Source organism: Bradyrhizobium sp. CER78 (genome assembly GCF_029846235.1).
In the GTDB taxonomy this organism is placed as follows: Bacteria; Pseudomonadota; Alphaproteobacteria; order Rhizobiales; family Xanthobacteraceae; genus Bradyrhizobium.
Genome location: NZ_JARVWP010000007.1, coordinates 22667 through 35258, shown reverse-complemented (window position 1 = coordinate 35258; position 12592 = coordinate 22667). Strand labels below are relative to the sequence as shown.

General features: G+C 65.5%; 13 protein-coding genes and 1 other RNA gene. 12 read left to right on the top strand and 2 right to left on the bottom strand.

Features of this window, described 5'->3' with window-relative positions:
• Positions 1–212: 212 nt before the first annotated feature.
• The 5 genes from QDT69_RS16690 (at position 213) to QDT69_RS16670 (ending at position 2899) form a co-directional block, all read left to right on the top strand.
• Positions 213–533, top strand: coding sequence for a DUF4164 domain-containing protein (locus tag QDT69_RS16690; protein ID WP_050419552.1), 321 nt, complete (start codon positions 213–215; stop codon positions 531–533).
• The gene (locus QDT69_RS16685; protein WP_021076488.1) at positions 530–913 is read left to right on the top strand and encodes a cell division protein ZapA; all 384 of its coding nucleotides are present in this window, start codon (positions 530–532) and stop codon (positions 911–913) included. Before QDT69_RS16690 ends, QDT69_RS16685 begins: the two co-directional genes overlap by 4 nt.
• Positions 914–1163: 250 nt before the next feature.
• Positions 1164–1324: non-coding RNA, 6S RNA (ssrS, locus tag QDT69_RS16680), on the top strand.
• 169 nt (positions 1325–1493) lie between these two features.
• On the top strand, positions 1494–2072 hold the full coding sequence (locus tag QDT69_RS16675; protein ID WP_146989375.1) for a 5-formyltetrahydrofolate cyclo-ligase: 579 nt from the start codon (positions 1494–1496) through the stop codon (positions 2070–2072).
• Between the two features lie 2 nt (positions 2073–2074).
• Positions 2075–2899: a TIGR00282 family metallophosphoesterase gene (locus tag QDT69_RS16670; RefSeq protein WP_279707571.1), complete on the top strand. Its 825-nt coding sequence runs from the start codon at positions 2075–2077 to the stop codon at positions 2897–2899.
• Positions 2900–3207: 308 nt separating this feature from the next.
• Here the strand turns inward: QDT69_RS16670 and QDT69_RS16665 are convergent, their stop codons facing one another.
• Positions 3208–4632, bottom strand: coding sequence for a methyl-accepting chemotaxis protein (locus tag QDT69_RS16665; protein WP_279707570.1), 1425 nt, complete (start codon positions 4630–4632; stop codon positions 3208–3210).
• Between the two features lie 145 nt (positions 4633–4777).
• Positions 4778–6556, bottom strand: a complete 1779-nt coding sequence (locus QDT69_RS16660) for a methyl-accepting chemotaxis protein (protein WP_279707569.1) — start codon at positions 6554–6556, stop codon at positions 4778–4780.
• A gap of 202 nt (positions 6557–6758) precedes the next feature.
• On the opposite strand from QDT69_RS16660, the gene QDT69_RS16655 reads away from it, so the two are divergent.
• The 7 genes from QDT69_RS16655 (at position 6759) to QDT69_RS16625 (ending at position 12524) form a co-directional block, all read left to right on the top strand.
• Positions 6759–7505 carry a YebC/PmpR family DNA-binding transcriptional regulator gene (locus QDT69_RS16655; protein ID WP_146989384.1) on the top strand — a complete coding sequence of 249 codons (747 nt, stop codon included), beginning with the start codon at positions 6759–6761 and terminating at the stop codon, positions 7503–7505.
• Positions 7506–7719: 214 nt separating this feature from the next.
• The gene (gene ruvC, locus QDT69_RS16650; protein ID WP_279707568.1) at positions 7720–8247 is read left to right on the top strand and encodes a crossover junction endodeoxyribonuclease RuvC; all 528 of its coding nucleotides are present in this window, start codon (positions 7720–7722) and stop codon (positions 8245–8247) included.
• 271 nt (positions 8248–8518) lie between these two features.
• Positions 8519–9136, top strand: coding sequence for a Holliday junction branch migration protein RuvA (gene ruvA / locus QDT69_RS16645; RefSeq protein WP_279707567.1), 618 nt, complete (start codon positions 8519–8521; stop codon positions 9134–9136).
• Complete coding sequence (ruvB, locus tag QDT69_RS16640) at positions 9133–10182, top strand: Holliday junction branch migration DNA helicase RuvB (protein WP_279707566.1); 1050 nt, start codon at positions 9133–9135, stop codon at positions 10180–10182. The genes ruvA and ruvB overlap by 4 nt, the downstream gene beginning before the upstream one ends.
• Positions 10183–10351: 169 nt before the next feature.
• Positions 10352–11269 carry a metallophosphoesterase gene (locus QDT69_RS16635; protein ID WP_279707565.1) on the top strand — a complete coding sequence of 306 codons (918 nt, stop codon included), beginning with the start codon at positions 10352–10354 and terminating at the stop codon, positions 11267–11269.
• Positions 11270–11436: 167 nt separating this feature from the next.
• Positions 11437–11886, top strand: coding sequence for a tol-pal system-associated acyl-CoA thioesterase (ybgC, locus tag QDT69_RS16630; protein ID WP_021076499.1), 450 nt, complete (start codon positions 11437–11439; stop codon positions 11884–11886).
• Positions 11887–12056: 170 nt separating this feature from the next.
• Complete coding sequence (locus tag QDT69_RS16625) at positions 12057–12524, top strand: nuclear transport factor 2 family protein (RefSeq protein ID WP_279707564.1); 468 nt, start codon at positions 12057–12059, stop codon at positions 12522–12524.
• Positions 12525–12592: the final 68 nt, after the last annotated feature.

Sequence of the window (12592 nt, the reverse complement as noted above, 5' to 3'; positions counted from 1 at the left end):
ATTCCGCAAGTCCAAGGCGATGGAACGCCCCAAAACGGGGAAAAGTTGCCGGAAATCGCCCAATTTCATTGAACGGTGCATAGTTCTGCGCCGCCGTTGCGCTTCCCTCGCTTGCCACGTAAATTTCGTCCGCTAAACGCTTGCCGAACCGCCGCTTTTGCCGTGCGGCAGCCATCTCTAACGGCCTACCTGAGGGGTCAACGCCGCGTGTCATGAGTGATCGTCTCGCCAACGGGTCTGGCAATACCGAGGCACCGCTTGCCGATATCGACGCTGCGACCAAGCGGCTGATGGCCGCGCTCGATGCGCTGGAAAGCTCCGTGGAGCGGCGCCGCGAGGCCGACCGCGACGAGAATGAATTGGCGAGCCGGATCCAGGCGCTCGGCGCCGATCGCTCCCGGCTTGCCGACGAACTCGACGGATCGCTGGTGAAGACGCGCAAGCTCGAGCGTGCCAATCGCGACATCGCGGAAAAGCTCGACGCCGCGATCGGCACCATACGCGCCGTGCTCGAGGGCGGAGACAGCAGATGAGCCACATCAACGTCACCATCAACGGCCGGCAATACCGGATGGCCTGCGAGGAGGGCCAGGAGGTGCGGCTGTTGAAGCTTGCGGAAAATCTCCAGCAGCGCGTCGAATCGCTGCGCGGCAAGTTCGGCGAGATCGGCGATGCCAGGCTCACGGTGATGGCGGCGCTCACCGCCTGCGACGAGCTGGTCGATGCGAGCGCACGCATCCGCAGCCTCGAGGAAGAGGTCGAGCAGCTGCGCAATGCCCGCACAGCCGCCACCGACCGCGCCCGCGCCACCCAGACCGCGGTCTCCAACGCGCTCAACGCCGCCGCCGAGCGGATCGAGCGCACCACGCAGGTGCTGAACCGCACCATCGGCGGCGGCATCGCGATCGGGTGATCTTATCCTCCCCTGGAGGGGGAGGGTCGGCTCACAATGAGCGAAGCGAATGTGAGACGGGGTGGGGTGATCCCTCCACTCGGGCGCTGCACCGGTTGAGAGACTTTCACCCCACCCCGCATCGCATCTTGCTTCGCGCGATGCGATACGACCCTCCCCCTCCAGGGGAGGGTGAAGAAGATCGTGGGAGCTTGCGCGGCGTCTTCCTTACCGCTGGCGGATTGCGACAACGATAGCTAGATTAGCCCCCGCGAAGCTGCGTCGTGCGTCAGGAGCCATATATCCCCGGGGCCTTATCGATCCTTTAGGGAACTGTCCCTGGCCGGGTCCGTGGACCCGGACATATGGTGCCCACCTACTTTCGTAGGGAACTCCGGGATCGAGCGCTCCAACGGCCTCTGCGGCTTCGCACTGAATTTTTGCTGTTGCCTTGTCGTCGTGCTGCGGCGGTTCGATTGCGAAGCAGTGTTGTGCCCCGCGATGCGGGGCGTCCAGCGCGCCGCGGCCTGGCCTTGCGAAGCTAGCGTCTCTGAATGATGGATCGTCCGTTGTCGCGGACGACGACAGCGGAAGATGGATCATGCACGCATCTCCATCGAAGGCCGAGCTTCGGGCGCTTGCCCTCGCCAAGCGCGACGCGCTGAGCGACGAGCAGCGCGCGACCGCTGCCGAAGCCCTCGCCAAGCGCGGCGCGCCGTTCGAGATCACGCAAGGCATGATCATCTCCGGCTATGCGCCGATCCGCAGCGAGATCGATCCGGCGCCGTTGATGAAGAAGCTTGCGGAAAAGGGTGCGCGGCTCGCGCTGCCCTGTATCAATGCGCGCGGCCAGTCGCTGACCTTCCGCAGCTGGTCGCCGCAGGACCGGCTGATGCTCGGTCCGCTCGGCATTCCGGAGCCGTCGCCGGCCGCGGCCGAGGTGCATCCCGACGTGATGCTGGTGCCGCTTGCCGCATTCGACAAGCTCGGCCACCGCATCGGTTACGGCGCCGGCTATTACGACTATACCTTTGCGCATCTGCGCAAGGCCAAGCACGTGATCGGGGTGGGTGTTGCCTTTGCCGCACAGGAAACCAAGGCCATTCCGGCGCTATCGCACGACGTCCCGCTCGATTATGTGCTAACGGAGCGCAAGACGTTCGATTTCCGGAGTAGCTAGCCTTGCGTATCCTCTTCGTTGGTGACGTCGTCGGCAGGACCGGCCGCACCGCCATCTCAGACCATCTTCCCGGCATGATAAGGGACTGGTCGCTCGACCTCGTCGTCGTCAATGGCGAGAATTCCGCCGGCGGCTTTGGGATCACCGAGGCGATCTACCAGGAGCTGCTGGATGCCGGCGCGGACGCCATCACGCTCGGCAATCATGCGTGGAATCAGAAAGAGGCGCTGGTCTTCATCGAACGCGCGCCGCGCCTGATCCGTCCCTTGAATTTTCCGCGCCATTCGCCCGGCCGCGGCGCCACGCTGGTCGACACCAAGAACGGCAAGCGCGCGCTCGTGCTCAATGCGATCGGCCGCGTGTTCATGGAGCCGTCGTCGAACGATCCGTTCAGCGCGATCGATCGCGAGCTCGAGGCCTGCCCGCTACGCGAAGGCGCCGATGCCATCGTGCTCGATTTCCATGCCGAAGCGACCTCCGAGAAGCAGGGCGTCGGCTTCTTCTGCGACGGCCGCGTCAGTCTCGTGGTCGGGACCCATACCCATGTGCCGACCGCCGATCACCAGGTGCTGCCCGGCGGCACCGCCTATATGAGCGATGCCGGCATGACCGGCGATTATGATTCGGTGATCGGCATGCAGAAGGAGGAGCCGCTGCAGCGCTTCCTCACCGGCATTCCCTCCGGCCGTTTCGAGCCGGCCGGCGGCGTTGCGACGCTCAGCGGTATCGCGGTCGAGACCGACGATGCAACCGGGCTTGCGGTCAAGGTCGCGCCGGTGCGCGCCGGCGGCCGACTCGAGCCCGTGGTGCCGGGGTTTTGGACGTAGCGCGATAGTGCTGTAGCCCGGATGGAGCCAACGGGTCGCGCGAACGCGCGCCCGATGACAGGCTCCGCGAAATCCGGGACCAGTCTTTCAGCCTGCGAGAGCCCCGGATTGCGCTTCGCTCCATCCAGGTTACGGGCTACACACGATTTCGGAATAATAGAAGAGTACCGGTGAGTTGCCCGTCGTGTCAAGTTGCCGTGTCGGACGCCGGCTGCTTTGCATGGGGTTGTTTTCGATATTTTGGTAGCGCGCTCAGCCAAGCGCACCCGGACGACCGTTGGCTTCACATGGGCTATGAGGCCGCGGATTCACGACTGCCGGAAGCCCATCCGGAACGCGCCCCAGTGGCGGCCGCCGACGAAGATCGGCGATGACAGGTCCTTCATCAGCACGAAATTGCCGCCGCCCATGTCGCGGCGGTAGGTCTGCAGCAGGAACGGCTTGGTATTGGCCGCGACCTTGCTCACCGCGCGGTCGTTGAACAGCCGGCGGTTGCGGCAATTGGCGTTGTTCCACACCGGGTCCGGCCCCTGCGGCTGCCGGTAGTTCGGATTGTGGGTCGGCAGATAGCCGCCGCGCGCCCAGGCGACGCAGAACACGATGCGCGGATCGGTCTTCTGGATCGGATCCTGGATCGCGGGCAGCACGCGGTCGGTGAAGCTGACATAGTCGGTCAGGTATTGCTTCGGGTTGGTGCCGGCGATCTCGCGATACTTCTCGTCCATCAATTGCGCCAGCGTGATCTCGCCGCGTGCGACGGCATTCTCGAACAGGTCGGAGATCTGCTTCGCGGTATCGATCACGACGCGGATCAGCGGCGCATCACTGGTTTCCACGCCGCTGTCGGCGATCATCACGATCAGGCTCTCGGACAGCTCGAGCAGCTTCGCCACGCGGCCGTCGGCATGCTTGAGGTCGCGCGAGGACAGGTCGACGCCCTTGGCAAGCTCGTTCAGCTCCGCGATCACGGTGTCGCAATGACCGAGATTGGAGGTCGCGGCGCGCGCCACGCTGCCGATCTCGGCGCCGACCGATGAAAAGCCTTCCTGCACGCGGCTGATGATGCCCGAGATCTGCCGGGCGCCTTCGCCGGCGCTCTTGGCGCGCAGCGAGGCATCGCTGCTCTCGCCGATCAGGCTGCCGATCTGGCCGTCGAGATCGCGCACGGTGTCGGAAATCTGATGTGTCGCCTGGCGGGTCGCCTCGGCAAGGTTCTTCACCTCGCTCGCGACCACTGCGAAGCCGCGGCCGGCATTGCCGGCGCGTGCTGCTTCGATGGTGGCGTTGAGCGCCAAAAGGTTGGTCTGCTTGGCGATCGCCTCGATCGAGCCGGAGACCTTGGCAACCTGGCTCAGCGCCGAGCCGACCGCGGCAAGCCGCGCCTCGATCCGTCCGACGGCGGCGACGAGTTCCGCGATGTGGCTGACCGCCGTCTCGACCACGGTGCGCGATTCCGCAATCTGGCCGGCCGCGGCGGATGCGGTCGATTGCACCGCCTGCGAGGCATTGGCGATGTCGTGATTGGCCGAGACCATGATCTCGGCGGTCTCCTGCAAGTGATGGAACCGCTCGGACTGGTTGGTGACGCGGTTGGCAACCTCCTGGACATTGCCGGCGATGTCGGCAAGCTCCACCCCGAGGCCGCCGATGCGGTCGGCGAGCTGGTCGACCAGCCGTTCGGCGAGCGTCCGGTTCGATGACGTATCCAGCACTGCAAGCTGCGCAGCCGACATGTCGCGTTTCCTCCGTTACAGCGGCCCGTCGAGCCGCCGCAGCATTCCCCATTCCCATCTAGAGCGTGATTCGCGCAGGTCGTCTTGCCTGAGCGTGCACGGGGTGTCCCGGATTGCGCTTCGCTGCATCCGGGCTACGAAGTCGTCAAAGCTTGTAGGCGGTGCGGAAAGCGCCCCAGTGCCGGCCGCGCACGCGGATTGGTACGTCGATCTCGCGCATCATCACGGTGGTGCCGTTGCCCATGTCGCGGGCGTAGCTCTGCACCAGGTAGGCGCGCTCATTGTGCGCGGCGGCGAGGCCCGCGGGATCGTTGAAGATGCGGCGATTGCGGCAATTGGCGATGTTGTATGCCACATCCCCCGGCCGCTGCGGATGCGAGTAGATCTTGTTGTGGACCGGCAGATAGCCGTTGCGGTCGACCGTCGCGCAGAACGCCAGGCGCTTGTCCCTGGCAAGGAACGTCTCGAGCAGAGCGGGCAGCGCGCGATCCGCCCAATCCAGCATCCTGGTGCGGTACTGCACCGGATTGGTGCCTGTGATCTCGACATAGTCGGTGTCGAACATGTCCGCGATCGTGAGGGCGCCGCTCGCCAGTCCGTTCTCGAATATCTTGCTCAGCTCGGCGCCTGCTTCCATCGCGCGGGTGATGAGTTCGGCGTTCTCCTCGTGGATTGCCCACATCCGGTCTTCGATCTTTTCGCGCAACTCGGCAGTCGGCGCCTCGAAGCGGGCCTGGCTGCCTGCCTTGGAGCGGTCGCCGATCCGGATCCGGCACGCGCCGATATCCTGCAAGCTCGCGCTTAGCGTCTCATGGGCCGGCAGCTTCTCGGCATCGGGCCCGCCGATCAGGATGCCGTCCATCGCGAGCTCGTAGACCGGCGCGGTGACGTTGCCGCGCGCCGTCGTGATCTCGATGGTGAGGCTGCAGGGCAGGCGCTCGTTCTTGCGCGGATCGCCGCGCTCGTCCTGGCGCAGCAGCACCGCGCAGCGCGCCTTCAGCTTCTGGGCAAACGCAGTGACTGCCTTGCCGGCCTTCGCGACATTGTCGCCATGCGCGGCGGCTTCGCGGGTCGCACTGTCGATCTCGCCGGCGCTGGTGCCGACCGAGACGATGAAGTTGGAGGCGGAGGCCGCGTTCTGGCCCATCTCGCCAGTGATCTGGTTCTGCTCGGCGACCGCGCCGTTGACGTTCTCGAACACCGGGCGGATCTTGTCGATCGCCTGCGAGATGCGGTGCACGGCGTCGGCCGATCCGGTGGCGTCCTTCTGCAGCGCCTCGATCTTGCGCGTGATCTCCTCGGTCGCGCTCTGGGTCTGCACCGCGAGCGCCTTGACCTCGGTTGCGACCACCGCAAAGCCCTTGCCGGCGGCGCCGGCGCGCGCCGCCTCGATGGTCGAGTTGAGCGCCAGCAGCGTGGTCTGCCGCGCGATCTGCGCGATCAGGTTGACGACATTGCCGATCGCGGCCGAGGACTCCCGCAAGCGGTCGACATTGGCGGTGGCCTCGCGCGCCGCGGCTGCGGCGTCGTCGGCGAGCTGGCTCGCGCTGCGCACCTGCGCGCCGATGCCCTCGGCGGAATGGGTGAAGCGGTCGGCGGCTTCGGAGAATGTCGTCGCGGTGCTCTGCGCATCGCTGCTGCGGCCGGCCAGCGCGTCGGTGCGGGCACGGATGGTCGCGAGCCTCGCTGCCGTCGCCTCGGCGCCGTCGGCGACCGAGCTTGCGGCGCGTTCGAGCTGGCGGATCATCGCGCCAAGCTCGAGTTCCAGCAGTTCCAGGATTTCCTTGGCCGAGCCTTTGGCAGAATCCTGGGCCGAATCAGTCTCGGTCGAGGCGTCTGGCGCAGCGGTCGCGGCTGGAACCTGCGTCGCGACGGCCGGCGCAGCCGTCTCCGGCACTTGCTTTCGAAACAAACCGAATGCCATGGGAGCTCTTGGAAGTTGCGGCGAGACGGGGCGATCCTCGCATCCGGGCATGAAGTCATGGTTAACAAGTGCCTCATATTCGGGGTTGCGGTAGTATTCCCGGGCCGAAGGGCCCCGCCGATCCTTTGATTTTGACCGCCAGGGGCCTATAAGGCCGCGTTTTCCATCCCTGTTCAGACCCTAAGCTCCGAAGAGACGTCGCATGGCCGGCCATTCCCAATTCAAGAACATCATGCACCGCAAGGGCCGGCAGGATGCCCAGAAGTCGAAGCTTTTCGGCAAGCTGGCCCGCGAAATCACCGTGGCGGCCAAGCTCGGCACCCCGGACCCGGCGATGAACCCGCGGCTGCGCGCTGCCGTGGTCGCGGCCCGCGCCGAGAACATGCCGAAGGACAATATCGACCGCGCCATCAAGAAGGCCGCCGGCAATGAGGGCGAGAACTATGACGAGATCCGCTACGAGGGTTATGGCCCCGGCGGCGTCGCCGTCATTGTCGAGGCGCTGACCGACAACCGCAATCGCGCCGCCTCCGATATCCGCTCGTTCTTCACCAAGTCGGGAGGCAATCTCGGCGAAACCGGCTCGGTCGCCTTCATGTTCGATCGCACCGGCATCATCGAATACGACGCCAAGGTCGCCTCCGACGACGCGATGCTGGATGCCGCGATCGAGGCCGGCGCCGACGACGTGGTGTCAAGCGAATCCGGTCACGAGGTCTACGCCTCGCAGGATACCTTCCGCGAAGTGGCAAAGGCGCTGGAAGCGAAGTTCGGCGAGCCGCGCAAGGCGGCGCTGACCTGGAAGCCGCAGAACACCGTCTCGGTCGACGACGAAACCGGCGAAAAGCTGTTGAAGCTGATGGACCTGCTCAACGAGCACGACGACGTGCAGAACGTGTTCGCCAATTTCGAGGTCTCCGACGCGCTGCTCGCGAAGATGGGCGGCTGAGGCCGTGCACTGCTGTCATCGCCCGGCTCGACCGGGCGATCCAGTATTCCAGAGGCCGGTGTTTTGATCCGAGAAGCCGCGGCGTACTGGATCCCCCGCTTTCGCGGGGGATGACGAGCAAAGGCGGGATGATCAGCGGGGCCGACCGCGACACAGGCGGGGATGAGCCTCCGTTTGTGTTTCGTTCTCGCAGGCTAGGCGGTATCACTACCCCATGACAGCCCAGCCGATTCGCTCTCCCGTCCGCATCATCGGTATCGATCCGGGTCTCCGCCGCACCGGCTGGGGCGTGATCGAGACCGAAGGCAACCGCCTGGTCTATATCGGCTGCGGTTCGGTCGAGCCGCCGGACGATCTGCCGCTGGCGAGCCGGCTGCTCGCGATCCATGAGGGCCTTGCCGCCGTGCTCGGTGACTTCAGGCCGGCCGAGGCCGCGGTCGAGCAGACCTTCGTCAACAAGGATGGCGTGGCCACGCTGAAGCTCGGCCAGGCCCGCGGCGTCGCCATGCTGGCGCCTGCAATGTTCGGTATCTCGGTCGCCGAATACGCGCCGAACCAGGTCAAGAAGACCGTGGTCGGCGCCGGCCATGCCGAGAAGAACCAGATCCAGGTGATGCTGAAGATCCTGCTGCCGAAGGCCGAACCGCCAACCGCCGATGCCGCCGACGCGCTCGCGATTGCGATCACCCACGCGCATCACCGCCAGAGCACCGCGCTGCGGCTCAGGGTGGCGAACCTATGATCGGCGCAAGTGAGGAGAGCACGCTCTACAGGCTCCCTCCCCCCTTGCGGGGGAGGGTTGGGGAGAGGGGTAAGCCCCGGGCGAGACGATTGATGAGCGCATTGCCCTCGCAAAGTCGGCTACCTGTCGTCGGAACGGAAATTGAGAGAGCACGTCGTGTGGTACCCCTCTCCCTAACCCTCCCCCGCAAGGGGGGAGGGAACCCTTCCGCCGGTACGTCCTTCACTGAAGCATTCGAACGCAGTGTGAGTACCGAGTGCGAGGTGGCACGATGATCGGCAAGCTGAAGGGCCTGATCGATTCCTACGGCGAGGACTATGTGATCCTCGATGTCGGCGGTGTCGGTTACCAGGTGCATTGCGCTGGTCGTACGCTGCAGGCGTTGCCGTCGCCGGGCGGAGCGGCCGTGCTCTCGATCGAGACCTATGTCCGTGAGGACGCGATCAAGCTGTTCGGTTTCCGCAGTGATCACGAGCGCGAGTGGTTTCGCCTGTTGCAGACCGTGCAGGGCGTCGGCGCCAAGGTCGCGCTCGCAGTGCTCGGCACTTTGCCACCAACGGATTTGGCGAACGCGATCGCGCTGCGCGACAAGGCCGCGGTCGCCCGCACGCCGGGGGTCGGGCCGAAGGTCGCCGAGCGCATCGTCAGCGAATTGAAGGACAAAGCGCCTAGCTTTGCCGATGTCGATCCCGCGGTGGTGCAGCTCTCGGGTGCGATCGACAACAACCGCGCGCCGCGCCCGGTGACGGATGCGATCTCGGCGCTGGTCAATCTCGGCTACGGCCAGCCGCAGGCCGCCGCCGCCATCGCCGCCGCCTCGCGCAGCGCCGGTGAGAGCGCCGAGACCGCGCAGCTGATCCGGCTGGGGCTTAAGGAATTGTCGAAGTGAACACGCCCTCGCGCATGGTCTCGCCCGAACGCCGCTCCGACGATGTCGGCGACACCGCGCTGCGTCCGCAGTCGCTGACGGAGTTCGTCGGCCAGGCCCAGGCCCGCAAGAATCTCTCGATCTTCATCGAGGCCGCCAAGAAGCGCGGCGAGGCGCTGGATCACGTGCTGTTCGTCGGTCCGCCTGGCCTCGGCAAGACCACGCTGGCGCAGATCGTTGCGCGTGAGCTCGGCGTCGGCTTTCGTGCCACCTCCGGCCCTGTCATTGCGAAGGCCGGCGATCTCGCGGCGCTGCTCACCAATCTCGAAGAGCGCGACGTGCTGTTCATCGACGAGATCCATCGTCTCAGCCCGGCGGTGGAAGAAGTGCTCTATCCCGCGATGGAGGATTTCCAGCTCGACCTCATCATCGGTGAAGGCCCCGCAGCGCGCTCGGTGAAGATCGAGCTGTCGAAGTTCACCCTGGTCGGTGCGACGACGCGCGCGGGCCTGCTGACCAATCCGCTGCGCGACCGCTTCGGCATTCCGATCCGGCTGAATTTCTACACCGTGGAAGAGCTGGAGAAGATCGTCACCCGCGGCGCCCGCGTGCTGAACATCGGCATGAGCGCGGATGGCGCCAACGAGATCGCGCGTCGCGCCCGCGGCACGCCGCGGATCGCCGGCCGCCTGCTGCGCCGGGTGCGCGACTTTGCTTCCGCGGCCGATGCTGATTCCGTCGATCGCGGCATCGCTGACCGGGCGCTCAGCGCGCTCGAGGTCGACAGTGCCGGGCTCGATGCGATGGACCGGCGCTATCTCACCACCATCGCCCTGAACTATGGCGGTGGGCCGGTCGGCGTCGAGACCATGGCGGCGGCGCTGTCGGAGCCGCGCGATGCGATCGAGGACATCATCGAGCCCTATCTGATCCAGTGCGGCTATCTGCAGCGCACCCCGCGCGGAAGGCTGCTGACCTCGCACGCCTTCCGCCATCTCGGCCTCGCCGAGCCGAACCGTGATCCCTCGCAGTTCGGCCTGTTCGGCGGCAATGGCGACGAGGATTGATTCCTGCTCGCGAAGACGTGAGAAGACGTGTTGATGCAGTGCATCGCGCGTACCGGTAGCCTTACCTGCTAACCATTGCGACGGCTCTGCAAGGCGTCTGCACAAACACGGCCCAATTTCGCCCAATCAGAGAGCGTATGGTCGCTCAGGCATCACCGATCACGCGTCCATGATTTCACGCCGAAATTTTCTACGCACCGCCGGCGGACTGACCGCCGCCACGGCCTCGACCGCGGCCTATGGCCTGAGCGAGCCGGTCGTCCGCCTCACGCTGACGCGCTACGACCTGTCGCCGCGGCAATGGCCGGCGGACTTTCCGCTCAAGATCGTCGCGCTCGCCGACATTCACGCCTGCGATCCCTGGATGTCGCTCGATCGCATCGCAGACATCGTCGAGCGGACCAACGCACTCAACCCCGACATCATCGTGCTGCTCGGCGATTATGTCGCGGGGCTGCGCCACGTGACACGTTTCATTCCGGCCTCGGAATGGGCCGCGGTGCTGAAGGATCTCAAGGCGCCGCTCGGCGTGCACGCCGTGCTTGGCAACCACGATTACTGGGAAGACAAGACGGTGCAGCGCCTGGGCCAGGGCACACCGGTCGCGCGCCGCGCGCTGGAGCGCGCCGGCATCCCGGTCTACGAGAACGACGCGGTGCGGCTCGTCAAGGATAACCGCCCGTTCTGGCTTGCCGGTCTCGGCGACCAGCTCGCCTTCATGGCGGCACGGCGCTACCGCGAAGTTCGGCGGATCGGCGTCGACGATCTCAACGGGACGCTCGCGAAGGTCACCGACGATGCGCCGGTGATCCTGCTCGCGCATGAGCCTGACGTTGCGCTCCGCGTGCCCTCGCGCGTCGCGCTGCAACTGTCCGGCCACACCCATGGCGGCCAGATCCGGCTGCTCGGCTGGTCGCCGGCGGTACCGGTGAAGCACGGCATGCGGCTCGCATATGGCCACATCAAGCTGAAATGCGACGTCGTCGTCTCCGGCGGCCTCGGCTGCAGCATCATGCCGTTCCGCCTCGGCGTGCCGCCCGAGATCGTGCAGGTGACGCTCGGCGCCAAGGGACCGGCGGTGTCCTGATCGCGCTTGCGTGATGCAGGAATTTGCGCAACACGATTGTCGTTCCAAAGCATGATCCGGAAAAGTGCGAAGCGGTTTTCCGAAAGATCATGCGCAAACAACAAGCTGGAGCGCGGGGATGATTCAGTCTGAATCCACCGCGCTCCAACGCAATCGAGGGGCCGCAATTGACCTTACCCCATATCGACGGCGCGATCCGCGATGGCCGGCACCATATGCAGGTGCGCGTCTATTACGAAGACACCGACTTTTCCGGCATCGTCTACCACGCCAATTATCTGCGGTTCATGGAGCGCGGGCGCACCAATCATCTGCGTCTGATGGGCGCCGAACAGAACGCGCTGTTCGAGGAGGCGCAGGAGGAGACCGGCGGCTTCGCCTTTGTCGTGCGCTCGATGACGCTGGACTTCCTCAAGCCTGCGCGGATGGACGACATGCTCGACGTCGTGACCTGGCCGATCGCGGTGAAGGGCGCCTCCATCATGCTGGCGCAGGAGGTCAGGCGCGGCGATGACGTGCTTGTGAAGGCACAGGTGCGCGTTGCCTTCGTCAGCCAGGGCAGGGCACAGCCGATTCCGAAGTCCATCCGTGCGCTGATGAAGGCCGATCTGGCCTAGCTATGGGGCGATAGGAAACGCCCCATCGACTCTGCGTGGAGTGGCGCTAGATTTGCGCGCGACATAGCGCGATCAGATTGATCGTGCTTTGTCTTCCATTTCCAGCATGATCTTTTCGGAAAACCGCTTCACACTTTTCCGGATCATGCCTCAACCGCGAGGGATCGCCGATGTCACGCCCGCCGCTGCCGCCTTTCACCCGCGAGACCGCCGCGCAGAAAGCGCGCATGGCGGAGGATGCCTGGAATTCGCGCGACCCCGTCCGGGTTGCCGGCGCCTATACCGAGGACAGCCGCTGGCGCAATCGCTCCGAGGTGTTCCAGGGCCGCGAGGCGATCGTCGCCTTCCTGACCCGCAAATGGGAGAAGGAGCAGGAGTATCGTCTGATCAAGGATCTCTGGGCGTTCGACGGCAACCGCATCGCGGTGCGCTTCCAGTACGAATGGCATGACGCCGCCGGCAACTGGTTTCGCTCCTATGGCAACGAGCAGTGGGAGTTCGACGAGCACGGCCTGATGCGCCGCCGCGAAGCCTCGATCAACGACATCGCGATTGCGGAGAAGGATCGCCGCTTCCATTGGCCCGCGCCGGGCCCGCGCCCGGCTGATGTGCCGGGGTTGGGGCAGGAGCCGTTCTGATCGGCTCTTCGTAGCCCGGATGAAGCGAAGCGAAATCCAGGGCGGTCTCTTCTGTGGCACAGCCGATC